The sequence below is a fragment of the Halorientalis marina genome, assembly GCF_023028345.1.
Taxonomy (GTDB): Archaea; Halobacteriota; Halobacteria; order Halobacteriales; family Haloarculaceae; genus Halorientalis; species Halorientalis marina.
Genome location: NZ_CP095487.1, coordinates 3,013,519 through 3,035,823 on the forward strand (window position 1 = coordinate 3,013,519; position 22,305 = coordinate 3,035,823).

Below are 22,305 nucleotides of genomic sequence, written 5' to 3' on the forward strand. Positions count from 1 at the left end.
TGAGCGATGCCACCCGCTTAATTCCTCGTCCTCACTCGCCGACCCGCTCGCGGGCGGCGGCGACGAGAAGCGGAAGCGTGATCGTCGCGTCGGCGTACACCGAGGCGTTCCGCGCGGCCTTCTCCAGTTTCCCCCACGAGCGAGCCTCGTCCAGCGTCGCCCCGGAGAGGCCGCCGGTGGTCGGCGGGTCCATCGTCAACTGGACGGCGTAGTCGTAGGCGTCGGGCGCGACGAGCATCGTCTGGAGGACGTAGTTCTTCGGGACACCGCCGCCGACGACCACCGCGCCCGACTGCTCGGCGGCGAACGCCCGGTCGTTCAGGCCGTCCATGTCGGCCAGTGCGTCGAGCGTGAAGTCGCTCGTCTGATTGTACATCCAGGCCTGCAGGCCGAGGACGGAGTCCTGGATCGCGGGACAGTAGACCGGCACGTCGTGCTCGTAGGCGGCCGCGGCGATGCCCGCGTCCTCGTCGACCCCCTCGCGGTCGTTGACCGCGGCGTTGGCCCGCCCGAGTTCCTCGGTGAGCCGCTGGATGCCGACCCGTCCCTCCTCGGCGAGCGGCGGGAAGACCTCATCGCGGAGGTGGCCCTCGAACAGCGCGAAGTGCTCCTGTGGGAGGTAGACGTTGTAGATGCGGTCGACCTCCTCGTCGCGGAGCTGTTCGTCGTGTTCGCGCTCGGTCTTGCCTGCCTCGCCGACGGCACCGTGGTGGTGTTTGCCGCCGATTGCCTCGATGGCGTCGTGGGTGAGGTTCGCGCCGGTCGTGACGAGCACGTCGATGTGGCCGTCGCGGATGAGCTCCGTCACGATCCCGCGCATCCCCGCCGGCACCATCGCGCCGGCGAGGCCGAAGAAGACTGTCGCGTCCTCGGCGAGCATCTCGGCGAACACGTCGACGGCTTCGTGGAGGTCGGCGGCGCCGATGCCGGCCTCGCCGTACTCGTCGGCGAGTTCGCCCACGGTCATCCCCGCGCGGACCTCCGCGTGGCCGATGGGGTCGTGGTGGAAGGTCTCGCGCTCGGGCTGGTGGTGGCCGTCGCCGCCCCCGGTCGCGTCGTGGTGGTCGTCCGCGGCGGAATCGTCGGTCATGCCCGGAGGGTCGGCACCGAGCAGTTTCAACGCCCCGGTTCGGTCACGCGACCGGTTTCACCGCCCCGATTCGGTCACGGTGTCACCCGCGTCCGCCCGCGAGCGAGTCGGCGGCCGGCGAGGCGCGCAACAGGAGCATCGCCGCGGTGCCGACGAGCGGGCCGACGACCAGCGGGGCGAACGCCCACCGCCAGCCGACGGCGTCGGCGACGACGGGCGTCACCTGGATCGAGCCGATGGTGAGCAGGAATCCGACCGCCGTCTGGAGGGTGAGCGCCGAGCCGACGTAGTCGTCCTCGGCGAGTTCCGAGACCGCGGCCGAGAACTGCGCGGAATCTGCGACGATGGCGAATCCCCAGACCAGCAGGAACGGGACGAGGACGAGGAGCGGCCCGCCGAAGACGAACCCGGCGACGACGCAGGCGACGCCGCTGATCGCCATGCTCGCGCTCGTGACCGTCGTCCGCCCGATGCGGTCGGCGAAGGCGCCGGCGACGAGCGCGCCGATCCCGCCGACGGCGATGGTGCCGAACGCGAGCAGGGCGGCGAGCGCCGGCGCGGGGTCGCCACCCGCCGCGAGGCTCGCGGCGAGGTAGACGGGAATCCACGTCCAGACGGCGTACAGTTCCCACATGTGGCCGAAGTAGCCGAGGTTGGCGAGCATCGTCCCGCGGTCCCCGAGCATCCGCCGGACGGCACCGGGGTCGAACGGTGCCGCCGGGGCCTGATGTGGTCCCGGGCGAACGACGAGGACGAGCACGGCACTGACGGCCGCCAGCCCCGCGGCGCCGAGGAGGACGAGCCGCGGCCGGTCCACGCCGCCGACGACCCGGAGGAGGTGTGGCATCGCCGAGCCGACGGTCAGCGCGCCGACGAGCGCGCCGATGGCGAACCCGCGCCCCTGCCGGAACCAACCGGCCATGATCTTCATGCCCGGCGGATAGACGCCGGCGAGCGCGACGCCCGTGAGAAAGCGGAGGGCGACGGCGGGGAGAAACGACGTGACGGCGACGCCGATGAGGGCGGTCGCGCCCGCGCCGACCGCGGCCGAGACGGCGAAGAGGTACCGCGGCGGCACGGTGTCGGAGACGGTCAGCGTCGCCGAGAGCAGGGCGCCGACGACGAAGCCCAGTTGCACGGCGTTGGTGAGCCACGCCGTTTCGGCGCCCGAGAGGTTCCAGGCCGCCGCGAGCTCCGGCCCGACCGCCGAGGCGCTGAACCACAGCGTCATCGCAAGCAACTCCGCGACCGCGAGGACGACGAGGACGCGATAGCGGCCGGTCACCGCCGCAAGGTCGACGACGGACTCGTCAGCCTCCGACTCCGTGCGCATCGGTCCCTCCTACGCGAGCCAGCCACTAAACCTCTCTCGAGTCGGCAGGCCGCGTACACGACCGCGAGGCGGTCAGTTCGTCGTGACGATCTCGACCACGTCGCGGTGATCGAGCGTGGTATCGGCCCCGACCTGCCGGCCCGAGCGCGCGTCGATGCCGTGAAGGAACCCCTCGCCGATGTCAGAGTGGAGGTGGTAGGCGAAGTCCTCGGCGGTGGCGTTCTCGGGCAGGACGAGGCAGTCCTGCAGGAACTCGCCGGTGTCCCGCGGACTCCCCGACCCGGGGAAGACCGCCTTGGCGCCGAACTCCTCGAACAGCGCGGTTTCGAGCGCCGACTGGACGCCCGTGCCGCCGAACTCGGCGACGAACGACTCGATCTGTCGGAGGCCGGCCGCCTGCTCGTCGCTCACGTCGCCCGCGATCTCGAAGTCCTCGGCACCGGGGCGGTACGCGACGGCCCCCTGCTCGTCGGCGGTCTTCAGCGCCTTCTCCGCGTGGGCCGACACCGGCACGACCGTCAGGTGGTCGTAGTCGGGGTCGCTCGTGATCGCCTCGTAGTTGTCCTGCGCGGCGGGGGTGTCCATCTTATTCGCCGCGACGATCATCGGCTTCGTCCGAATCCTGATCTCGCGGGCCAGCGCCGCCCGGTCCTCGTCGCCCCAGGTCTCCGGGTCCAGTTCGAGGTCCAGCGAGAGGATCACCTGCTTGATCTCGTCCTCGTTCGTCCGGAACGCGCTCATCTGCTCGGCGAGGTCCGCCTCGATGTCGCCGTCGGCGCCGTGATACCCCGTCTCGTGGCGCTCGATCCCCTTCTCGAGGATGTCCAGATACCACATGTCCAGTTCGCGTTCGAGGAAGTCGATGTCCTCGCGGGGGTCGTGGTCCTCGGCCGGTTCGCCCTCCAGGTCGGTCTCGCCCGAGAAGTCGACGACGTGGACCAGCACGTCCGCCTCGTTCAGGTCGGTGAGAAACTGATTGCCGAGCCCCTTGCCCTCGTGGGCACCGGGGACGAGTCCGGCCACGTCGACGAGTTCGACGGGGACGTAGCGGACGCCGTCCCGGCAGAAGCCGTGGTTGGGGGTACACTCGTGGCCGCCCTCGAACTCAGGGGCGGCACACTCGACGCGGACGTAGGCCTCGCCCACGCTCGGGTCGATGGTCGTGAACGGATAGGCCCCCTCGGGCACGTCGTTCATCGTCGCGGCGTTGAAAAGCGTCGACTTGCCCACCGAGGGCTTGCCGACGAGACCGATCTTGTAACTCATTGCCCTCCCTACCGGCAGCGCGGGCTAAACGGTTTCCAATCCGACACGTCGCGGGTGAGAGTCACACACAGAGGGGCGTCACGGCCTCGGCGGGCCACAGGCGCCGCGGCCGCGTCACAGCCCGGTCGGGTGGTCGAGGACGGTCGTGTCGAGGCCCCAGGCCGCGGCGAGGTCGGCGAGGGCCTCGATTCCGAACGTCTCGGTGGCGTAGTGGCCGCCGAGGATGACGTTGATGCCGGCCTCGCGGGCCTCGTGGTAGACCTGCTGTTTCCCCTCGCCGGTCACCAGCGCGTCGGCGCCGGCGGCGACGGCCTCGTCCAGCCAGTCGACGCCGCTGCCGGTGACGATTGCAACTTCCTCGACCTCCTCAGGGCCGAAATCGAGGACCTGCACGCCCTCGCCGCCGTGGTCGAGTTCCGCGTCGAGCAGGTCGACGAGTTCGTCGACGGTGTAGGGGTCGACGGCCGTTCCCCGCTGGCCGACGACCTCCGGCCCCATCTCGCCGAACGGCGCGCGGTCGGTGAGGTCCAGTAGATTCGCGAGCCCGGCGGCGTTCCCGAGGTCCTGGTGCCCGTCGAGCGGGAGGTGCGAGACGTACAGCGGGAGGTCGTTGGCGTAGTGGGGTTCGAGCCGGTCGTGGAAGCGGCCGGTCACGCGCTCGACGCTCCCGAAGACGTAGCCGTGGTGGGTCACGAGCAGGTCGGCCCCGGCCTCGACGGCGGCCTCGGCGGTCGCTGCCGCGGCGTCGACGGCGAAGGCGACGCGTTCGACCTCCCGGTCGGCCGGCCCGACCTGCAGGCCGTTGGGACTGGCGTCGAGGTCGGCGTATGCGTCCGTCCGCAGTTCCTCGTCGAACCGTGCCGCGAGTTCCGCACAGAGCATACCCGGACTTCGCCGGCCCAGGTGGTAGTGGTTGTGGGTCGCTACCGGACCGCGACACTGCGGCCCCTGGCCTCGCCTCGCCCGCTCACTCGGGCCGGACGAGCTGGTCGCCGTCCTCGGCGACGTACCCCTCCGCGACGAGCGTGTCGATCACGTCCTGGCAGTCCCGCATCGGGATGTCGTAGGCGTTCGAGGCGACCACCTCGAACTCCTCCCGGTCCAGCGGAAACTCCCGGTTCTGGAGGAGCTTGATGACCTGCTGTGCCGCTGGCGTCGAGAGCAGGTCCGGCTTCTCACCACCGGAAGACGCCGAGTCCTCGGCCGTCGGATCACTGTCCGTCGATTCCTCGGCCGTCGGATCACTGTCCGCCGACTCCTCGGCCGTCGGCTCCGCAGCCGGGTCCTCGCCGACCGCCGCGCCACCGTCGCCCGCGGCCTGACCGGGTGCCTCGTCGGTGTCGGTTCCCGGCGTCTCGGCCGATTCGCCGACGGCATCGCCGGCCTGACCGCCCTCGGCGGCCTCGACACGGGCAGATCCGTCGTCCGTCGCGCTCTCCTCGGCATCCTCGTCGTCGCCCGATTCGGTCGCCACCGCTTCACCCTCGTCGTCACTCGCCTCGGTCGCCGCGTCGCCCGTGGCCGCATCCGCTTGGTCTACCTCGCCGGCCGTCGCGTCGTCGTCGGCCCCGGCCTCGGGTGTGGCCGAGGGGTCGCTGTCGGCCGTCCCCGCTGTGGCCGCCGCGTCAGTCTCGGCCGCCTCGCTGACGGCGCCGAACTCGCCGGCGACGGCTTCGAGGACTTTGACGAGCTTCCGGCGGCAGGTCGGACAGAGCGCGACGCTCCGGCCGGTGTCGGCGTCGACGGTCGGCGGGGTCAGCGGATACCGCTCCACCGGCGCGTCGAGTGCGGTCCCACAGAAGTAACACGACGAGAGTTCGCTCATGCGCCCCCCGACTCCCGCCACCGTCTAAAACCCCGCGGCCGGTTCGACCCTCGCGGGTCACGGGCGGCCCCGCCCTCAGCCGTCGGCGTGGGCGTGGACGAACGCCCGGAGCAGTTTCGCCGCCAGCGTCGCCGCCTGCCCGTCGTCGCGGTCGTTGACCTCGACCACGTCGAACCCGTCGGCCGCCGGCGCGACCGACCGAACGACCTCGTGCATCGTCGCCGCGTCGAGGCCGAACGGTTCGAGCGTGCCCGTCCCCGGCGCGACCCCGGGGTCGGCGGCGTCGATGTCGACGCTGCAGTAGACCGACCGCTCGCCGAAGTCTGGCGGCGACCAGTCCGCGACCGCCTCCGGAGGCACGACCGTCACGTCGGCCTCGCTGGCCCGCTCCCATTCGGCCTCGCTACCCGTCCGCGCCCCGAGCAGGACCGCCTCGTCGGCGACGTCGAGGGCGTGGCGCGTGACGGTCGCGTGGTTCAGTTCGTTGCCGGCGTACTCCTCGCGGAGGTCGAGGTGGGCGTCGAGACAGACGAACACGTCGGGGTCGACGGCCCGGACGCCCGCGACGGTCACGGTGTGTTCGCCGCCGACGGTCAGGGGGACGGCGCCCTCGTCATGAACGTCGGCGAGCGTGCCACGGAGAAAGGTCAGATACTCGGCGGCGTCGTCGCCCGGTCGCACGTCGCCGTGGTCGTGGACGGCGAGATCGGTGAACGACCGGGCGGTGTGGTGGTCGTAGTCGTCGAAGGACTGCGCGAAGTGGCGGACGCGACGCGGGCCGAAGCGGGTGCCGGGCTGGAAGGTCGTCGAGGCGTCCAGCGGCGCGCCGACGACGACGTAGTCGGCCGACTCGCGGTCGGCCCGCGCCCCGGGAAACATCTACGACTGGACGATCTTGCGCTGGTCCTCGTACTCGAGGTACTCGATGTCGTCGTCGGCAGACAGGGTCAGGTCCCCGGGCACCTTCATCGTGATCGTCTCGTAGGTGTCGAGGTCCATCACCTGGGCCACGTCCGCGCTCTCGACGTTGACGACCTGGCCCTGTTTGCGCTCGATGATCGGCACCCAGACCTTCGCGTCGACCGGCTGGGAGAGCGAGCGCTTCTTGCCGTCGAAGACGCCCTTGCCCTCGATGCGGGCCTTCGCACTGCCGTGTTTGCCCGGCTTTGCCGTACTGTAGGAGTTGATCTTACACGGTGCGTCGTCCATCATGACGTAACTCCCCTCGTCGAGCTCTCGCACTTCCGTCTGCTCTCTTGCCATACCCCGCGGTACTTGTCCTGCCAGTATAAACGGTTTGGAACACCACGACGCGCCCTGTGCCGGCGTCAGTCGCCGTCGGGACCGTTCCCACGGCGCTCGCCGGCCCCCTTCCTCGACTGCTGCTGGCCCTGCCCCCGCTGGCCCGCCTGCTGGCGGTCCCGTGCTGTCGCCTCCGCCCTTCCCCGGCCCCGTGCAGTCCGGTCCGCCTGTCGGTGCTCCGGATCGGTTCCGAGCTGTCGCGGCGCCGAACCGGTGCCGGGCTGTCGCCGGTCCGGGTCGGCGGCCGAGCCGTCGCCCGCCCGGTCGTTACCGACGTTGCGCCACCGCAAAAGCAGGTACAGCGGGAGCGTGACGGTGTGGAGGAAGGGGACTGCGACCAGCACCGTCCACAGCCACCAGCGGGGGCGCCATCCCCGTCGCGCCCGGACGTGTTTCAGGTCGAAGCAGGTCGTCACCGGCACCGCGATCCACGTCCCGATGAGGAGCAGTCCCAGCAGTGCCTCCTCGGACTCGCTCACTGCCGGGTCCACTACGAGGATCCCGGTCATAATCAGGACCATCGCCAGGCTCCCGAGTACGCCGTAGACCCACTCCGCGGAGCGCTTCCAGCCGGCATCGGTCGTCGCCGGCTCCGACGTGGCCGACTCCATCTCACTGGGCTGTCGCGGTGGCCGGTCCGCGACCGGCTGTCGTGGTCGGTCGCCCGTCCCCGTCGCGGGTCCGGGGCCTGCGGTACGCGGCCCGTCCCCCGCGGTCCCCTGCCGGCGCTGTCCCGCGGTCGCACCCGATCCCGCTGGCTGCGCGTGGCCGCTTTCCGACGCGCGATGCCGTCGGCGCTGTTCCCGGTCGCTCCAGACCGCGCCGAGAAAGAGGACGACACCGCCGAGCGCGGCGATGTACAGGCCAACGCCGGGGTCGACGAGTTCGAACACGTCCGGCGAGGAGGCCTCGGCCCCGGCCGTCGGGTTCAGTACGTACAGCGACCCGATGCCGACGACGACGACCGCGAAGATGCCCGCGAGCCCGTTCGAGACCCGGCGTCGCCAGTCGACGAGGACACAGATCGCCGCGAGGACGGCCCCGCCCGCAGCGACCTTCCCGTCGGTCGCTTCCGCCCCGGTCAGCTCCGACTGGAGGTCCGCGTCGACGAGGAGCACGGGTTCGGACGCCGTGAGCCACGGGAGAAACAGCGAGAGCAACACCAGTCCGAGCCCGACCAGCACGACCTTCTCGGGCGTTCCGATCCGGACCAGCCCGACCATACCAGTTGCTGTATGTCTCCGCACGAAAAACGTTCTTGGGGTTTCGAGTGACGACTCCTTTCAGCTCCCGTCCGGGGGGTCGATGCGGTCGACGTCCGCCTTCATCACGACCCCCTCCACGGTCCCGTCGAGGACGACCGTCCCCTCGACGGTCATCTCCACGGCCACCGTGAGCGCGTACCGGTCCTCGCGTTCCGTGGCGGTCTCGTTCTCCCACGTGCAGTGAATCGTCTGTCCGGTGTAGACCGGGCGCCGGTAGCGCAGGTCCATTCGGCTCGCGAGGACCTGGAGGTCGCCGCCGATCTTCGTCTGGAGCGAGGCCGTCAGCAGTCCGTGAAGCAGGAGTCGCCCCGCCTCGTCCGCCTCGAAGTGTCTGTCCTGCTGGTCGCCGGAGATGTCCGCCCAGGCGTGAACGTCTTCGTGGTCGAACGACCGCTCGTACGTGTGGGTGGTGCCCGGCCGGAGCGCGCGTGGTACGTCCGTCTCGTCGCCCATGCGACCACCAACCGGCCCGAGGGAGTTACGTCTTCCCCGCTAGCGTGCCACGTCGTCGGCTCCCGCGACCGTCGGCCGCCTTTCAGTTCCCGCGACCGTCGGCCGCATCGCCCCCGCCGGGGGGTCCGTCGTCGGTGTCGACGACCGCCTCGCCGAAACTGTCACCGAGGCCGATCTCGCCGACGGCACTGCCGTCACCCTCCCCACCCTCACGCTCGCGGAGGTTCTGCCGGGTGAACTGCGGCTCCGCGCGAATGCCGCTCGCCTGGCGGAACGAGAAGTAGAGGATGACGGCGACGGCCAGCGTTCCCGCGGCGCCGATGCCCGCCGCCTGGACGGTCGCGAACGCGTAGAGGACGGCCGTCGAGACGATGCCGGCGGCGAGGGCCATCCCGAAGATCAACCGCTTCGCCATCTTCCGCAGGAGGTCGTCGGAGTCCTCGATGTCGGCGTTGACCCGGAGGTCGTCGCGCTCGATCTTGTCGAGCGTCCGCTCGAGTTTCGGCGGCGTCCGTATCGCCGAGGTCGCGGCGTTTTGCACCTCGTCGGCCCGGTCCTCGAAGTACTGGCGGATGCCCGCTTCGAGGTAGCCCTGGTCGCGGAGGTAGTCGGTCGCCACCGAGATGAAGTCGAATTCGGGGTCGAGCGTGACACAGACTCCCTCGACGACGGTGGCGACGCGCAGGACGAGCGCGAGATTCGAGGGCAGGCGGAGCGGGAACTCGTAGATCGTGTCCTCGACCTGCTGGACGATCTGCTGGATGCGGTACTGCTCGATGTCGTCCCCGCGTGCGTCCGCGATGGCGAGCTCCATCACCTCGCCCATCACCTCGCGGTCGGCCTCGGGGGAGAGCGTCCCCATCTCGATGAGCGTATCGAGGATCGCGTCGGTGTCCTGGTTCGCGACGGCGATGTAGAACTCGATGATCCGGTCCTGGATGAACGGCTCGACGTAGCCGCTCATCCCGAAGTCGTAGAAGACGATTCGGCCGTCGGGCTTCACCGCGAGGTTCCCGGGGTGTGGGTCGGCGTGGAAGACGCCGTCCTCGACGATCATCTGGAGGTAGACACGCTGGAGCGTCTCGGCGATGTCCGTGCGGTCGACGCCGACCTCGTCGAGTTCCCCGATGTTGCTGATCTTCGTCCCCTCGACGTACTCCATCGTCAGGACGCGGCCGGTGGAGTGGGAATCGACCACGTCGGGGATGATGATGCGCTCGTCCTCGGCGAAGTTCTCGCTGATCTCGCCGAGCATCCGCGCCTCGCGCTCGTAGTCCATCTCCTGGCGGATGGTCTTGGCGAACTCGTCGGCGAGCGTCTCCAGGGAGAAAGAGCGGGCTTCGCCGATGAACCGCATGATGAGCGGGAGCGACCAGCGGATGACACGGAGGTCGGCCTCGACGAGGTCCTCGACGCCGGGGCGCCGGACCTTCACCGCGACCGGCCCGTCGTCGAGTTCGGCGTAGTAGACCTGGCCGAGGCTCGCACCGCTGATGGAGTCGGTGTCGAAGTTCTCGAAGTAGTCGTCGACGGGGCCGATCTCTTCCTCGATGACTCGGCGCGCCTCGGCCCAGTCGGCCGGCGGCACCTCGTCCTGGAGTTTGGTGAACTCGTCGATGTACTCCGGGGGGAGGATGTCCGGCCGGGTCGAGAGGAGTTGGCCGAGTTTGATGAACGTCGGCCCGAGCGTCAGCAGCGATTCGAGGAGGGTCGCGGCGCGGCGGCGCCGCTCGGCGGGCGGGACCTGCCGGCCTTTCCCGAAGAGGAGAAACCGGTTGCGGTCACGCGCATAGGAGAGCAGGAGTGGCAGGAACTGGCGTGCGACGGTGACGAACCGTCGGTACGCACGGAGATTCACCGACTTGCCACCCCGGACTTACGCGCTCGCGTCGTCGACGGGGATCGTCGTCTCCGGCGCCGCGCTCGCCTTGGGCAGGCGGAGTTCGAGGACGCCGCGTTCCATCGTCCCCTCGGCGTCGGCGCCGGTCGCGTCCGGCGGCAGGGGGAGTTCGGCGTCGAGAAAGAGGGCCCGGTCCTCCTCGACGTACCGGAACTCGGGCGGCAGGGCCTTCTCACGCCGCGCTTCGATCTCCAGCCGGCCCGCGGAGACGCGCACGTCGACCGTCTCGCCCGTCGCCCCCGGCAGATCGATCACCAGGAGGTAGGCGTCGTCGCTCTCCAGCAGGTCCGCGAACACCGTCTCGGGAAGGTCCCGCAACGCATCGCGCAGCGCTGACATAGCCGATGGTATGTGCGTCCCCACGTTAAAGGTCGCGGTCTCGGGGCCCCGGGAACGCACGGCCGACTCCGCCTCGGCGCCGCCCACTCCCGAGTCGTGACCTTGATTTGGGCCGCTGGGGTAATCGGCCCGTGGGCATCTACGACCGATATCTCGCCCTGCGGGTCCGCCGCAGCGACGCGGCGACCCCCGACAACGTCGCCCTCGTCGTCACGGAGCGTGACCTGCTGGAACAGGGCGCCTACGACACCCTGGCCGACTGCTTCCGGTGGGCCATCGAGTACGGCGCCGACCGCGTGATGGTCTACGTCTCCGTCCTCGACGAGGGGGCCGTCCCCACCCTCCGGCGCGAACTGGCGGCCATCGACGCCCCTCGCGAGATGGCCGTCCGCGGCCCCGACGACGACCGCCGCGCCGACGCGCCCATCCAAGTGTCCATCGGCCTCGGCGGCAAACACGAGTTCGCCACCGCCGTCTCCGGCGTCGCCGAGGCCGTCGACGCCGGCGACCTCGACCCCGACGACATCGACGAGGCCGACATCGAGGACCGGCTGGTCTTCCCGACCGACCCCGACCTGGTCATCAAGACCGGCCAGGAACGCCTCTCGGATTTCATGATCTGGCAGTCGGTCTACTCCGAGCTGTACTTCACCGACGTGAACTGGCGGGACTTCCGGAAACGCGACTATCTCCGGGCGCTCCGGGATTACCAGGACCGTCAGCGGCGGTTCGGCCGGTAGGCCGAATCACGTCACGAGCGTAGCGACGTGACGGCGGTTTGGACGGTGAGCGAAGCGAGCCGTCCGAACTTCCGAAAACCTCGCTTCGCTCGGTTTTCGGAAGTTCGGCCGATAGACCGAATCACGTCACTCGAAGTCCCCGAGCACCACCGCGACCGCGTCCTTCGACGGCACGTCCCGGACGCTGTACGTCGTGGGGTACTGCTCGTCGGTCGGGTACGTCTCCGGCTGTGGGACCTCGAAGGTCGCAACGCCCGTGTGGTTCCGGAGGAACGCCCGGGTGAGCATCGGCTCGACGAACGCCAGCCGCGGGCGCTCCGCCGCGCCGACGCCGACGAACCCCTGGATGAGTGTGGCGGTAAACGCCTCCGGGTTCCCGGGAACCTCCGGCGCGTCCGCGGGCGCGAGGTGTTCGCCCATGTCGGTGATGTACCGCTCGGATGGAACGGGGCCGCGGGCATAGCCCTCGGGAACGATTTCGTCCGGTATCTCGCCGTACGGCGGTTCACTCGGGCCGGTGATGGCGTCGACCGTCGCCGGCGGGAGCATGTGGAAGTGGATGTCGAAATGGGGGACGGCCCACGCCCCGCCCGCACCCGGGTGTCCCTCGGGGTTCCAGTTGAGGCCGAGGAAGGTGAACGGGGTGGCCGCCGCGTCCGGGAACGGCACGAAGTACTGCCGCGACCAGCGCCGGTGGATCTCGGTGGCCTGCCCGCTGGCCCGGTACTTGTCGGTCTCTGCCGTATCGTCCGCGTCCGCGAGGGCGGCCGCGTCGGGGAGCCCCGACAGCGCGTCGCGGTCGAACTCCACGCCGTGGTATCGCGGCTCGCCCGACGGCGTCTCCGTGGTGAACGGTCGGACGGTGCCGTCGCCGACAGTCACCGCACGACCGTAGTCGGTGATGCCTGCCGGCGGGAAGCCACCGCCGGTTCGACCGTCCGACCCCCTGCCGTTCCCCCGCCGGCGGCCGCGTTCACCCTTCGACTGCCGGCCGCTCACTGGGACGGTGGCGGCGATGCTCGTTCCGACGGCGATGCTCGCTCGCAGGACCGCTCGGCGGCCCGGTCGGTTCGTATCCATGTCGTAACCCTCGGTTCCCGGCCCACGGTCGTCCGCGGGTGGACCGTCGTCTCTCCGGGTTCGACCGCCCGGGTATTAAATTTCAGCACGAAAAGTATCGAAGGATAATCGGGAGCCGTCAGTCGGCCGGCTCGAACTCCTCGTCGACCGCCTCGACCGCCTCGCGGTCCTCGCTCGGGAGGGCGTCGCGGAACCGCTGGAGGACGGTCCGGGCCTCGTCGAGTTCGGCGGTTCCAACGGCGCGAACGAGCGCGAGGGCGCGGCGGGCTCTCGCCGTCCGCCAGGACTCCTCGCGGTGCTCGTAGGTGCGGATGGCCCGCAGGAAGTCGATCTTCCGGAACTCGGGCCAGTAGGGGGTACAGAAGAAGGCCGCGGCCTCGTTGCCGTTGGCGTGCCAGGGGAGGAAGTTGCTGGTCCGCTCGTCGCCGCCGGTGCGGATGATGAGGTCCACGTCGCGGACCGGGCCCTCGTAGAGCTGTCCGGCGACGGTCTCGGCGTCGATGTCGTCGGGGTCGAGGTCGCCGGCGGCCACGTCGCGGGCCACGTCGCGGGCGGCGCCGAGCAGTTCCTCGCGGCCGCCGTAGGCCAGCGCGATGTTGAGCTGGAGGCGGTCGTAGTCGGCGGTGCGGGACTCCGCGTAGCGGACGGCGTCCTGCACGCGGTCAGGGAGGCGGTGTGTCTCGCCGATGGCGCGGATACGGACCTCGGCGTCGTGGACGCGGTCGGCGTCGGCGAACTCGTAGAGCTTCTCCTCGATGAGGTCGAAGAGGGTCTCGCGCTCCTCTTTCGGCCGCTCGAAGTTCTCCGAGGAGAAGGCATAGAGCGTGAGTTCCCGAATGCCGAGTTCGTCACACCAGTCGAGGACCTGTTCGGTCGTCTCGGCCCCCTCGCGGTAGCCTTCGGTTTTCTCTTCGCCCGCCTTGCGCGCGTACCGCCGGTTGCCGTCCTGGATGACCGCGACGTGGGCCGGCGCTCCGGAGAGTTCCCACCTGAGGACCCGCTCGTACCCTTTTACGGCCTGCCTGCGCACCCACGAGAGCATTACAGGTTGGTATCGACCCCGTAATAAGTATCTTGTCTCTCGGCGACACCTCGGCGTCGCTCGCCCGCAGGGTTTTAATACCCTGACGTTCTCTGGTGAGTTGCAATGGCGAACGGTACGGTCGTTTTCTTCAACGACACTGGCGGTTACGGTTTCATCGAGACTGACGACGCGGACGACGACGTGTTCTTCCACATGGAAGACGTCGGCGGCGCGGACCTCGAAGAGGAACAGAACGTGGAGTTCGATATCGAACAGGCGGACAAGGGTCCGCGTGCGGCCAACCTGGAGCGACTCTAACGATGGCGACAGGCAAAGTGGACTTCTTCAACGACACTGGTGGCTACGGCTTCATCGAGACTGACGACGCGGACGAGGACGTGTTCTTCCACATGGAGGACGTGGGCGGTCCCGACCTCGAGGAAGGGCAGGAAGTCGAATTCGAGATCGAACAGGCAGACAAAGGTCCCCGAGCGAAAAACCTCACGAGGCTCTAACAATGGCGAAAGGAAAGGTTGACTTCTTCAACGACACTGGTGGCTACGGCTTCATAGAGACCGACGACGCGGACGAGGACGTGTTCTTCCACATGGAAGACGTGGGCGGCCCCGACCTCGAAGAGGGTCAGGAAGTCGAGTTCGATATCGAACAGGCGGACAAGGGTCCGCGAGCGACCAACCTGGAGCGACTCTAACGATGGCGACAGGCAAAGTGGACTTCTTCAACGACACCGGTGGTTACGGCTTCATCGAGACCGACGACGCGGACGAGGACGTGTTCTTCCACATGGAAGACGTGGGCGGCCCCGACCTCGAAGAGGGTCAGGAAGTCGAGTTCGATATCGAACAGGCGGACAAGGGTCCGCGCGCGACCAACCTGGAACGACTGTAATCCGGGTGTGTGCCGGGACCGGCCCGGTCGTTTTTATCGGCGGTCGTCGCCGAGTGGCGACGCGGCCAGCGCCGCGGGTCTCGCCCCGCACGGGCCGGACGCCGAGACCGTGAGAGGTAAGAATCAGGCCCCGCGAGTGTCGACCAATGAGCGACCAGGAGCCCATCGACCGGGACCTCTACCAGCGGACGCTCGCCTTGCTCGAACCGGGCGAGATCGACCTCGCCGGCGCCATCGTCCACACGGACCTCGACAGCGACGCCGAGGCGGACCTCCACCAGACGACCATCGAACTCGGCGAACTGATCGCCGAGTACGAGGGCATCGACCCGAAAGACACCTACGTCTACTCGGGCAACGACGACCCCGATTTCGGGCTGAATCAGCACCAGGGGTTGACGCTGGACGGCGACGAGTTCGTCTGGGAGTGTCAGCAACTCCTCCGGGAGGACACCTTCCGCATCGTGTTCTACTACGAGGCCGACGTGGATCAGGACGGGCTGATCGACGCCATGCGCGAGGCGGGCTACACCGTCGAGGGCGTCGAGGAGCCCTGACGTCGGAACGGACTGTGGTGCGTTCCTGCGACGCGGGAACGGACGCCCGCTTCTTATCACTCGGCGTATGAGCACCGATATGGAGTCGCCAGTCACGCGACCGGCCGCGATCGCTCTGCTGGGCGCGACGCTCGCGTTCGGAAGCGTACTCGCGGTGGACACTGCGGGGGTCATCGGCGAATCGAGCAGGGTCGCGACGGTCGCTATCGGGAGTTCGTTCGGGCTCACCGTCGGGTTCGGACTGTTCCTCGTTCTGACCGCGTTGCAGGCCGAGACGACCGCCTGATCGCCCGCTCGCTGGAACGGGTGACCGGCGAGCGCCCGACGCACAGCCGAGCGACGGCGACCGGCGGTCCGCAGTGGAGTTTCACACTGCAGGAACGTGAGCGCGGATTTATAACCGCCGAACTCCGAACGGTGGGTATGGACGAGGAACTGGGGACCGACGAGCGGGCGGTCGTCAACGCGTTCCAGGGCGGATTCCCCGTCGTCGAGCGTCCCTTCGAGCCGGCCGCCGCGGCGTTGCAGGACCGCGGTATCGACCTCGACGCAGACGACCTGCTCGGACTGGTTCGCGACCTGGACGAGCGGGGCGTCCTGACGCGGTTCGGGCCGCTGATCAACGCCGAGGAGATCGGCGGGGCCGCGACGCTGGTCGCGATGCACGCCCCCGAGGACCGCTTCGACGAGGTCGCCGAGCAGGTGAACGCGCACGACGAAGTGGCACACAACTACGAGCGCGAACACCCCCACCTCAACATGTGGTTCGTGGTCAGCGTCGCGGACGCCGACCGCGTCGACGAGGTGCTCGCCGAGATCGAGGCCGAGACCGGCCAGGAGACGTACAACCTCCCGAAACAACAGGAGTTCCGCGTCGAGGCGAAGTTCCTCGTCGACGGGCCGATTTCGGACGGCGGCCTCGACTGCTCGGCGTTGGGGCCGGACGTGACGCCGACCGACCGGCAGGGACTCACGCCGCAGGAAGTCGACCTGGTCCGGGAGATTCAGGACGGGCTTCCGCTGTCGGCCACGCCCTACGGGGACGTGGCCGCGGCCATCGACGCGGACACGGAGTGGGTGCTGGCGACTGTCAAACGGTTCGAGCGCGAGGGGAAGATACGGCGGATCGGCGTCGTCCCGAACCACTACGCGCTGGGGTACACGGAGAACGGCATGACGGTCTGGGACGTTCCGGACGAGAAGCTGGACGAGGTTGGGCCGGCCATCGCCTCCCTCGGGTTCGTCACGCACTGTTACGAGCGGCCGCGCCACGAGGGCGTGTGGCCGTACAACTTCTTCGCGATGACCCACGGGCGCAGCGAGGACGAGAGCCAGCGCCGCGTCGAGCAGGTCCGCGAGCGGATGACCGACTTCTGGACGGTCGGCGAGGACGACTGGGACACGCTGTTCTCGACGCGTATCCTGAAGAAGACGGGTATCCGTATCGGGGACCGGGCGGCGGCGAACACGGTCGAGGACGCGGGTGCGGAGACGGTCGACGACTGACACATGATTCCGTTGCTCCACGACTTCGAAGGCGAGACGGTACTGGTGGTCGGCGGCGGGACGGTCGGCGCGCGGAAGGCGCGCCGGTTCGCCCGCGAGGCCGAGGTAGTCGTCGTGAGTCCGTCGTTCGCCGACGCGGACTTCGGCGGCGCCGAACGCGTCAGGGCGGCGCCGGACGCCGAGGGCGTCCGCGAGTGGATCGACCGGACCGAGCCTGCGCTGGTGGTCGCCGCCACCGACGACGGGGACCTGAACGCGACCATCGAATCCGCCGCGCGCGAAGCGGGTGCGATGGTCAACCGGACGGACGAACACGGCGGCCGTGACCCGGACAGCGTCGTCGTGCCCGCGACGGTGCGGGACGAGCCGGTCGTCGTCTCGATCGCGACCGGCGGGGCGAGTCCGGCGCTGAGCCGCTACCTCCGGGAGCGAATCGAGACGGAGATCGATGGCGCGGGCGAGATGGCACGGCTGACGGGCGACCTTCGCAACGAGCTACAGGAGCGAGCGGTCCCGGCGGATCGCCGGCGAGCGGCCGTCCGCGAGGTCGTCCGGTCGGGACGCGTTTGGACAAATTTAGATAGGGGAAGCACGAAGGCACGACAAGTAGCCGAAGACGTGATCTCAGACGTGACTGGTGATTTAGATGACTGATGGGACTGGCGTCATCTCCGGTGTCAGCGCCTCGCACGAGCGTGCGAGCGTCGACGACATCGAGATCGCCGCCGCGGAGAGCCAGCGCGCGGCCGTCGAGTCCTTGCTCTCGCATCCCGGCGTCGAGGAGGCGTACGTTCTCCAGACCTGCAACCGGGCGGAAGCGTACGTCGTGACTGCCGGCGACGAGGCGGGCCACGCCGTGCTCGGCCAGCACTTCGAGGGCGTCGCCGACGACGTCCTCGTCGAGATGGACCACGAGGAGAGCCTGCGGCACCTCCTGCGGGTGGCCGCCGGCCTCGAATCCATCGTCCTCGGTGAGGACCAGATACTCGGCCAGGTCCGGGACGCCTACCAGGACGCCCGCGGCGTCGGCGGGATCGGACCCGTCCTCGAGGACGGTATCACCAAGGCGATGCACGTCGGCGAGCGCGCCCGCACGGAGACGGCGATCAACGAGGGCACCGTCTCCCTGGGCAGTGCCGCCGTGAACCTCGCCCGCGGGGAGCGCGACCTCGCCGAGGCCACCGCGCTCGTCGTCGGCGCCGGCGAGATGGGATCGCTCGTCGCCAAGGCGCTCGACGGCACCGTCGACCGCGTCCTCGTCGCGAACCGAACCGTCCCGCACGCGGAACACCTCGTCGAGCGGCTCTCGACCGACGGGAGCGCGCTCGCTATCGACGCCGTTCCCGCCGCCGTCGGGAAGGCCGACCTCGTCGTGACCGCCACCGGGAGTCCGGCACCGATCCTCGACGCGACGGACCTGGCGACCGTCGACCGGACGCTCGTCGTCGACCTCGCACAGCCCCGGGACGTGCCGACGGCTGTCGCCGAGTTCGACCACGTCACCATTCACGACCTGGACGACCTCGAATCGGTCACCGAGTCCTCCCGGGCACAGCGTCAGGAGGCCGCCGAGCGCGTCGAGGCCATCGTCGACGAGGAGTTCGAGCACCTGCTCACCCAGTACAAGCGCAAGCGGGCCGACCAGGTCATCGCCGGTATGTACGAGTCCGCCGAGCGGATCAAGACCGCCGAACTCAACACCGCGTTCGACAAACTCGACGACCTGGACGACGAACAGCGCGAGGTCGTCGAATCGATGGCCGACGCTCTCGTGAGCCAACTGCTCGCCCCACCCACCCAGAGCCTCCGGGACGCCGCCGAGGAGGACGACTGGACGACTATCAACACCGCGCTCCAGCTGTTCGACCCCGACTTCGGCTCGGAGGTCCCCGACTTCGTCTCCAGCATGGACCCCGAGGACATCCCGGACGACATGAAATCCGAGATGTCACCCGCGGTGCTCAATCAACTCGACGACTAGCACCACTTTTTACAGGAGGGGGTGCGCTGCGCCCACCCCCTCCTGGAAAAACGTGGGGAAAAACCCTCTCCGCGCTCACTTCGTTCGCGCGGAGTGAACCGGCGGCTCCGCCGCCGGATGCTCCTGTCGCCGCCTCCGCGACCGCACCGCTTCCGCCTCCGCGACCGCACTGCTTCCGCCTCCGCGACCGCACCGCTTCCGCCTCCGCGACCGCACTGCTTCCGCGAGGCCCACTTTTATCGGTGTTCCGGCCGACCAATGGGGTATGGTAGACCTGCTCGACGACTCCGAAATCGCGGACCGATTGCCCGACGACTGGGAGCGCGACGGCGACGAGATCGTCCGCACGTACGAGTTCGACTCCTACCTCCCCGGCGTGGGCTTTGCCGCCGGTATCGGCGGCATCGCGGAGGACGCGTGGCACCACCCCGAAATCACCATCACCTGGGGCGAAGTCGAGGTCCGACTGACCACCCACGACGAGGGTGGTATCACCGGGAAGGACATCGATCTCGCGACGCGGTTCGACGACGTGTACGACTGATGGGCGGTGGCGGACCCGCTGGCGATGGCGACGACGAGGCCGGTGCCGACGAGGAGGCGGTCGGCGACGCCGAGTACGTGTTCAAAGTCCGCTTCCGGCTCGACCCGAGCGTGACGGGCCTGCGCGCGTCCCCAGAGGAGTTCGAGACGACGTTGTACAGGCGGGCCGACCCGCCGGGAAGCGACGGCTGGCTGTTCTTCCGCGACAATCTGTGGCGTGGCGAACTGAACGACCGGGTGTACTTCCGCGAACTCACCGAGGAGGCCCTCGGGGTGTCCGTCCGGTCCGTGGACTTCCGTGAACTGCGGACGGACGAGGCGTACCTCGACGCCCTGGAGACCGAGATCGCCGCGAACCTCGACCTGTTCAACGCCGACGGCGTCTCGGAGGTCCGCTCGAAGTACCTCGGGAGTTCGATCCACGTTCGCCCGCGCGACGACGGCGGGGATACGACCTGAGCGGCCGTTTGCGGCCGAGAGGGTAGTCGCTGCCTGCGCCCGGTCGGTTCCGGCCCCGGCCGCGCGAGACGGGCGGAAAGCACTTACTTACTAACCGCGTAGAGACGGAATCCCGACGACGATGGTGTCCGAGTACGACTTCTGGCTGCTCGACCTCGACGGGACGCTCGTGGACGTCGAACCGGCGTACGTCCACGGCGTGTTCGACGAGGTCGGTGCTCGCATGGGCCGGGAGTTCACGGACCGTGAAGCCGAGGTGGTCTGGCACGGCCTGGGCGGGGAGCGAAACGAGCAACTCGCCGAGTGGGGCGTCGACGTCGAGCGGTTCTGGGAGACCTTCCACGAGGTCGAGGACCCGCAGGCCCGCGCCGAGCACACCTACCTCTACGACGACGCGGACTTCGTGGCCGACCTGGACCGACCGGTCGGCGTCGTCACGCACTGCCAGGAGTACCTCACCGACCCAGTCCTGGACCGGCTCGACATCCGCGACTGGTTCGACACCGTCGTCTGCTGTGACGAGGAGATCGGCTGGAAACCCGACCCGGGCCCGGTCGAACTGGCGATGCGGGACCTCGGGGTCGCCCACGACGGGAACCACACGGCCGACAGCCGGCGGGCGGGCGTCCTCGTCGGCGACGGTCCACACGACATCGGCGCGGCCTGGAACGCCGGCCTCGACGGGATTCACGTCGAGCGCCACGACCCGCACCGGCGCGGCCAGTGCGTGCTCGGGGACTACCGCGTGGAGGCGTTCACCGACCTCCCCGAACTCCACCCACAGCAATCGAGCGACTGACCCCGCGACGAACGCGGGGCTGACTGTTCCTAGCGGCTGTAACCGTCGAGGTCGGCCAGCACCGAGTCGGCCCCCTCGACCGCTTCGTCGAGGGCCTGGACGCCGTCTTTCTCCGTCCGATTGGGGTTCGCCAGGACCGTGACCGACTGCTCGCCGAGCGGGACGTACCCGAGGTCGAGTTTCGTCGCGGTCGCCCGGAGGCCGAGGCCGGCGTCGGCGTCGCCCGCTGCGACCTTCCGGGCCGGGCTCTCGTGGGCTTTGACGGTGAGTTCGTAGCCGTCGATGGCGTCGGTCAGGTCCCGGCGGGTGGCGTCGCGGTCGGCGGCGAGGTCGGCCAGGGCGTCGTCGAGCGCCGTCCGCAGTCCCGAGTTCGTCCCGCGGTTGACGAGCCGCAGGTCCCGGTCCACGAGGTCGGCGAGGCCGGACACCTCGTCGGGGTTGCCCGCGGGGACGAGCAGGCCCCACTCGCGGGTCCAGCCGCCCAGGACCTCGTGGGCGGCGTCGATCTCGGCGGGGTCGACCCCGGCGGCGACGGCGGCGTCGGGGACGCCGTTGCGGAGCCGGCGGAGTCCCTCTCGGGTGCCCAGCGAGAGGTACCGGGGGGTCCGCAGCGAGTCGAGCATGCGGGAGAGCGCGGGGTCGTCCTCGCCGGCGGCGAAGAGACTGGGCGGGCGCACGTCCGGCGAGAACAGCTGAACTTCGACGTCCTCGTCGGCCGCGAGGTACTCCGTGTCGGGGTGGACGGCGACGATGCCGTCGGCCTCCACGAGGCTCGTCGTCGCGCCGCTGCCCTTGTCGACGGGGTAGACGAGCGTGTCGCCGTCACCATTTTCCACCAGTCCGACGGGCATCAGTCGCAGGCGTCCCTCCGCGTACCGCTCCTCGACGGCCATCCGGCCGGAGACCGTCGCGGTCGCCGGCTCGGGCAGGCCCGCGGCCTCGCGGATCGCGGGCGCGACGAACGTCCGGAAGATGGTCAGCGCCGACACCGGATACCCGGGCAGGCCGACGTAGGCCGAGTCCGCGAGCCGGCCGATCAGCATGGGCTTGCCCGGCTTGACCGCGACGCCGTGTAAGAGGAGTTCGCCCTGTTCCTCGATGACGCGGTAAATCACGTCGACGGCGGAGGCGCTGGTCGACCCAGAGGAGAGCACGAGGTCACACTCGTCGGCGGCCTCGGTCAGGATGCGCTCCATCTCGTCGTAGTCGTCGCCGGCGTGGGGGTAGAGGACGGCCTCGCCGCCCGCCTCTTCGACGCCCGTCGCGACGGTGTAGCTGTTCACGTCGTAAATCTGCCCGGCGTCGGCGTTCAGTTCCTCGCCGGGCCGGACGAGTTCGTCGCCCGTCGAGATGATTCCCACGCGGGGCTTCGCTCGAACGGGCACCGCGTCGACACCGAGCGCCGAGAGCAGGCCGATCTCGCGGGCCGTGAGCCGCGTCCCCGGGCCGAGCGCGCGCTCGCCGGCGGCCACGTCCGCGCCCGCGAGCATCACGTTGTCGCCCGGCGCGAGGGACTTGCGGACGAGGACGCCCTCGCCGTCGTCCGTTTCGTCGGTTCGCTCGACCATGATGACGGCATCCGCGCCGGGTGGCATCACCGCCCCCGTCGAGACCTCGACGGCCTCGCCCTCGGCGACTTCTACGTCGGGCTCCGCACCCGCGTGGACCGCGCCGGCGAGCGCGAGGCGGGCGGGGTCGGCCTCGTCCGCGCCGAAGGTGTCCCGGGCCCTGACCGCGTAGCCGTCCATCGAGGCGCGGTCGAACCCGGGCACGTCGAGGGTGGCGTCGACCCGCTCCGCGAGGACCCGACCCCGCGCGTCGTCGAGGGGGACGGTCTCGCTCTCGCCGCCGAGGTCCAGCGAGTCGATGGCGTCGTGGGCGTCCGCGGGTGGCGCGAGGTCGCGGAACTCCTTTCTGTCACTCATCGCGGACCC

Annotated in this window: 27 protein-coding genes; 13 read left to right on the top strand and 14 right to left on the bottom strand. The window is 69.5% G+C overall.

Annotated features, from left to right (window positions below; genetic code table 11):
• Positions 1–31: 31 nt before the first annotated feature.
• From MUG96_RS15490 to MUG96_RS15540, 11 genes are all read right to left on the bottom strand, one after another.
• A complete protein-coding gene (locus MUG96_RS15490) occupies positions 32–1,090 on the bottom strand; it encodes a deoxyhypusine synthase (RefSeq protein ID WP_246984163.1) in 1,059 nt (352 codons plus the stop codon).
• 82 nt (positions 1,091–1,172) lie between these two features.
• Complete coding sequence (locus tag MUG96_RS15495; RefSeq protein ID WP_246984165.1) at positions 1,173–2,423, bottom strand: MFS transporter; 1,251 nt, start codon at positions 2,421–2,423, stop codon at positions 1,173–1,175.
• A gap of 72 nt (positions 2,424–2,495) precedes the next feature.
• Complete coding sequence (locus tag MUG96_RS15500) at positions 2,496–3,689, bottom strand: redox-regulated ATPase YchF (protein WP_246984167.1); 1,194 nt, start codon at positions 3,687–3,689, stop codon at positions 2,496–2,498.
• 114 nt (positions 3,690–3,803) lie between these two features.
• The gene (locus MUG96_RS15505; protein ID WP_246984169.1) at positions 3,804–4,571 is read right to left on the bottom strand and encodes a Nif3-like dinuclear metal center hexameric protein; all 768 of its coding nucleotides are present in this window, start codon (positions 4,569–4,571) and stop codon (positions 3,804–3,806) included.
• An 85-nt stretch (positions 4,572–4,656) separates the two neighbouring features.
• Entirely contained in the window at positions 4,657–5,514 is an 858-nt protein-coding gene (locus tag MUG96_RS15510; RefSeq protein ID WP_246984170.1) for a hypothetical protein, read from the bottom strand.
• Positions 5,515–5,589: 75 nt separating this feature from the next.
• The gene (locus MUG96_RS15515) at positions 5,590–6,393 is read right to left on the bottom strand and encodes an arginase family protein (RefSeq protein ID WP_246984171.1); all 804 of its coding nucleotides are present in this window, start codon (positions 6,391–6,393) and stop codon (positions 5,590–5,592) included.
• Complete coding sequence (locus MUG96_RS15520) at positions 6,394–6,777, bottom strand: translation initiation factor IF-5A (RefSeq protein WP_246984172.1); 384 nt, start codon at positions 6,775–6,777, stop codon at positions 6,394–6,396.
• A gap of 65 nt (positions 6,778–6,842) precedes the next feature.
• A complete protein-coding gene (locus tag MUG96_RS15525; RefSeq protein ID WP_246984174.1) occupies positions 6,843–8,039 on the bottom strand; it encodes a hypothetical protein in 1,197 nt (398 codons plus the stop codon).
• A gap of 60 nt (positions 8,040–8,099) precedes the next feature.
• Complete coding sequence (locus MUG96_RS15530) at positions 8,100–8,534, bottom strand: hotdog family protein (RefSeq protein WP_246984175.1); 435 nt, start codon at positions 8,532–8,534, stop codon at positions 8,100–8,102.
• 82 nt (positions 8,535–8,616) lie between these two features.
• Positions 8,617–10,392 carry an ABC1 kinase family protein gene (locus tag MUG96_RS15535; RefSeq protein WP_246984176.1) on the bottom strand — a complete coding sequence of 592 codons (1,776 nt, stop codon included), beginning with the start codon at positions 10,390–10,392 and terminating at the stop codon, positions 8,617–8,619.
• Between the two features lie 18 nt (positions 10,393–10,410).
• Complete coding sequence (locus tag MUG96_RS15540) at positions 10,411–10,773, bottom strand: Hsp20/alpha crystallin family protein (protein ID WP_246984177.1); 363 nt, start codon at positions 10,771–10,773, stop codon at positions 10,411–10,413.
• Between the two features lie 131 nt (positions 10,774–10,904).
• Between MUG96_RS15540 and MUG96_RS15545 the strand changes: the two genes are divergently transcribed.
• Positions 10,905–11,513, top strand: coding sequence for an undecaprenyl diphosphate synthase family protein (locus MUG96_RS15545; protein WP_246984178.1), 609 nt, complete (start codon positions 10,905–10,907; stop codon positions 11,511–11,513).
• A gap of 126 nt (positions 11,514–11,639) precedes the next feature.
• On the opposite strand, the gene MUG96_RS15550 is transcribed toward MUG96_RS15545, so the two are convergent.
• Together MUG96_RS15550 and uppS are read right to left on the bottom strand one after the other, a co-directional pair.
• Positions 11,640–12,593, bottom strand: coding sequence for a hypothetical protein (locus tag MUG96_RS15550; RefSeq protein ID WP_246984179.1), 954 nt, complete (start codon positions 12,591–12,593; stop codon positions 11,640–11,642).
• A 118-nt stretch (positions 12,594–12,711) separates the two neighbouring features.
• Positions 12,712–13,635: a polyprenyl diphosphate synthase gene (gene uppS / locus MUG96_RS15555; RefSeq protein ID WP_246984180.1), complete on the bottom strand. Its 924-nt coding sequence runs from the start codon at positions 13,633–13,635 to the stop codon at positions 12,712–12,714.
• Positions 13,636–13,740: 105 nt separating this feature from the next.
• On the opposite strand from uppS, the gene MUG96_RS15560 reads away from it, so the two are divergent.
• The 12 genes from MUG96_RS15560 (at position 13,741) to MUG96_RS15615 (ending at position 20,371) form a co-directional block, all read left to right on the top strand.
• Complete coding sequence (locus MUG96_RS15560) at positions 13,741–13,935, top strand: cold-shock protein (RefSeq protein ID WP_246984181.1); 195 nt, start codon at positions 13,741–13,743, stop codon at positions 13,933–13,935.
• A 2-nt stretch (positions 13,936–13,937) separates the two neighbouring features.
• Positions 13,938–14,132 carry a cold-shock protein gene (locus MUG96_RS15565; protein ID WP_246984183.1) on the top strand — a complete coding sequence of 65 codons (195 nt, stop codon included), beginning with the start codon at positions 13,938–13,940 and terminating at the stop codon, positions 14,130–14,132.
• Positions 14,133–14,134: 2 nt separating this feature from the next.
• On the top strand, positions 14,135–14,329 hold the full coding sequence (locus MUG96_RS15570; protein WP_166968126.1) for a cold-shock protein: 195 nt from the start codon (positions 14,135–14,137) through the stop codon (positions 14,327–14,329).
• Positions 14,330–14,331: 2 nt separating this feature from the next.
• On the top strand, positions 14,332–14,526 hold the full coding sequence (locus MUG96_RS15575) for a cold-shock protein (protein ID WP_246984185.1): 195 nt from the start codon (positions 14,332–14,334) through the stop codon (positions 14,524–14,526).
• Between the two features lie 146 nt (positions 14,527–14,672).
• The gene (locus MUG96_RS15580; protein WP_246984187.1) at positions 14,673–15,083 is read left to right on the top strand and encodes a DUF5778 family protein; all 411 of its coding nucleotides are present in this window, start codon (positions 14,673–14,675) and stop codon (positions 15,081–15,083) included.
• Positions 15,084–15,150: 67 nt separating this feature from the next.
• Positions 15,151–15,369: a hypothetical protein gene (locus tag MUG96_RS15585; protein WP_246984189.1), complete on the top strand. Its 219-nt coding sequence runs from the start codon at positions 15,151–15,153 to the stop codon at positions 15,367–15,369.
• A 137-nt stretch (positions 15,370–15,506) separates the two neighbouring features.
• Positions 15,507–16,589 carry a siroheme decarboxylase subunit beta gene (gene ahbB / locus MUG96_RS15590; protein WP_246984191.1) on the top strand — a complete coding sequence of 361 codons (1,083 nt, stop codon included), beginning with the start codon at positions 15,507–15,509 and terminating at the stop codon, positions 16,587–16,589.
• Positions 16,590–16,592: 3 nt separating this feature from the next.
• The gene (locus tag MUG96_RS15595; protein WP_246984193.1) at positions 16,593–17,243 is read left to right on the top strand and encodes a precorrin-2 dehydrogenase/sirohydrochlorin ferrochelatase family protein; all 651 of its coding nucleotides are present in this window, start codon (positions 16,593–16,595) and stop codon (positions 17,241–17,243) included.
• Positions 17,236–18,570, top strand: a complete 1,335-nt coding sequence (hemA, locus tag MUG96_RS15600) for a glutamyl-tRNA reductase (protein WP_246984195.1) — start codon at positions 17,236–17,238, stop codon at positions 18,568–18,570. Before MUG96_RS15595 ends, hemA begins: the two co-directional genes overlap by 8 nt.
• Positions 18,571–18,835: 265 nt before the next feature.
• Positions 18,836–19,114, top strand: coding sequence for a 4a-hydroxytetrahydrobiopterin dehydratase (locus tag MUG96_RS15605; RefSeq protein ID WP_246984197.1), 279 nt, complete (start codon positions 18,836–18,838; stop codon positions 19,112–19,114).
• The gene (gene lwrS, locus MUG96_RS15610) at positions 19,114–19,572 is read left to right on the top strand and encodes an LWR-salt protein (RefSeq protein ID WP_246984199.1); all 459 of its coding nucleotides are present in this window, start codon (positions 19,114–19,116) and stop codon (positions 19,570–19,572) included. The genes MUG96_RS15605 and lwrS overlap by 1 nt, the downstream gene beginning before the upstream one ends.
• 121 nt (positions 19,573–19,693) lie before the next feature.
• Positions 19,694–20,371, top strand: a complete 678-nt coding sequence (locus MUG96_RS15615) for an HAD family hydrolase (protein ID WP_246984201.1) — start codon at positions 19,694–19,696, stop codon at positions 20,369–20,371.
• Positions 20,372–20,400: 29 nt separating this feature from the next.
• Here the strand turns inward: MUG96_RS15615 and MUG96_RS15620 are convergent, their stop codons facing one another.
• Entirely contained in the window at positions 20,401–22,296 is a 1,896-nt protein-coding gene (locus MUG96_RS15620; RefSeq protein WP_246984203.1) for a molybdopterin biosynthesis protein, read from the bottom strand.
• Between the last annotated feature and the right edge of the window lie 9 nt (positions 22,297–22,305).

What these genes read in the sequence shown, in the direction of transcription:
- MUG96_RS15490 (WP_246984163.1), bottom strand. Translation starts at nt 1,090, where the DNA reads ATGACCGACGATTCCGCCGCGGACGACCACCACGACGCGACCGGGGGC.
- MUG96_RS15495 (WP_246984165.1), bottom strand. Translation starts at nt 2,423, where the DNA reads ATGCGCACGGAGTCGGAGGCTGACGAGTCCGTCGTCGACCTTGCGGCG.
- MUG96_RS15500 (WP_246984167.1), bottom strand. Translation starts at nt 3,689, where the DNA reads ATGAGTTACAAGATCGGTCTCGTCGGCAAGCCCTCGGTGGGCAAGTCG.
- MUG96_RS15505 (WP_246984169.1), bottom strand. Translation starts at nt 4,571, where the DNA reads ATGCTCTGTGCGGAACTCGCGGCACGGTTCGACGAGGAACTGCGGACG.
- MUG96_RS15510 (WP_246984170.1), bottom strand. Translation starts at nt 5,514, where the DNA reads ATGAGCGAACTCTCGTCGTGTTACTTCTGTGGGACCGCACTCGACGCG.
- MUG96_RS15515 (WP_246984171.1), bottom strand. Translation starts at nt 6,393, where the DNA reads ATGTTTCCCGGGGCGCGGGCCGACCGCGAGTCGGCCGACTACGTCGTC.
- MUG96_RS15520 (WP_246984172.1), bottom strand. Translation starts at nt 6,777, where the DNA reads ATGGCAAGAGAGCAGACGGAAGTGCGAGAGCTCGACGAGGGGAGTTAC.
- MUG96_RS15525 (WP_246984174.1), bottom strand. Translation starts at nt 8,039, where the DNA reads ATGGTCGGGCTGGTCCGGATCGGAACGCCCGAGAAGGTCGTGCTGGTC.
- MUG96_RS15530 (WP_246984175.1), bottom strand. Translation starts at nt 8,534, where the DNA reads ATGGGCGACGAGACGGACGTACCACGCGCGCTCCGGCCGGGCACCACC.
- MUG96_RS15540 (WP_246984177.1), bottom strand. Translation starts at nt 10,773, where the DNA reads ATGTCAGCGCTGCGCGATGCGTTGCGGGACCTTCCCGAGACGGTGTTC.
- MUG96_RS15550 (WP_246984179.1), bottom strand. Translation starts at nt 12,593, where the DNA reads ATGGATACGAACCGACCGGGCCGCCGAGCGGTCCTGCGAGCGAGCATC.
- uppS (WP_246984180.1), bottom strand. Translation starts at nt 13,635, where the DNA reads ATGCTCTCGTGGGTGCGCAGGCAGGCCGTAAAAGGGTACGAGCGGGTC.
- MUG96_RS15560 (WP_246984181.1), top strand. Translation starts at nt 13,741, where the DNA reads ATGGCGAACGGTACGGTCGTTTTCTTCAACGACACTGGCGGTTACGGT.
- MUG96_RS15565 (WP_246984183.1), top strand. Translation starts at nt 13,938, where the DNA reads ATGGCGACAGGCAAAGTGGACTTCTTCAACGACACTGGTGGCTACGGC.
- MUG96_RS15570 (WP_166968126.1), top strand. Translation starts at nt 14,135, where the DNA reads ATGGCGAAAGGAAAGGTTGACTTCTTCAACGACACTGGTGGCTACGGC.
- MUG96_RS15575 (WP_246984185.1), top strand. Translation starts at nt 14,332, where the DNA reads ATGGCGACAGGCAAAGTGGACTTCTTCAACGACACCGGTGGTTACGGC.
- MUG96_RS15580 (WP_246984187.1), top strand. Translation starts at nt 14,673, where the DNA reads ATGAGCGACCAGGAGCCCATCGACCGGGACCTCTACCAGCGGACGCTC.
- MUG96_RS15585 (WP_246984189.1), top strand. Translation starts at nt 15,151, where the DNA reads ATGAGCACCGATATGGAGTCGCCAGTCACGCGACCGGCCGCGATCGCT.
- ahbB (WP_246984191.1), top strand. Translation starts at nt 15,507, where the DNA reads ATGGACGAGGAACTGGGGACCGACGAGCGGGCGGTCGTCAACGCGTTC.
- MUG96_RS15595 (WP_246984193.1), top strand. Translation starts at nt 16,593, where the DNA reads ATGATTCCGTTGCTCCACGACTTCGAAGGCGAGACGGTACTGGTGGTC.
- hemA (WP_246984195.1), top strand. Translation starts at nt 17,236, where the DNA reads ATGACTGATGGGACTGGCGTCATCTCCGGTGTCAGCGCCTCGCACGAG.
- MUG96_RS15605 (WP_246984197.1), top strand. Translation starts at nt 18,836, where the DNA reads ATGGTAGACCTGCTCGACGACTCCGAAATCGCGGACCGATTGCCCGAC.
- lwrS (WP_246984199.1), top strand. Translation starts at nt 19,114, where the DNA reads ATGGGCGGTGGCGGACCCGCTGGCGATGGCGACGACGAGGCCGGTGCC.
- MUG96_RS15615 (WP_246984201.1), top strand. Translation starts at nt 19,694, where the DNA reads ATGGTGTCCGAGTACGACTTCTGGCTGCTCGACCTCGACGGGACGCTC.
- MUG96_RS15620 (WP_246984203.1), bottom strand. Translation starts at nt 22,296, where the DNA reads ATGAGTGACAGAAAGGAGTTCCGCGACCTCGCGCCACCCGCGGACGCC.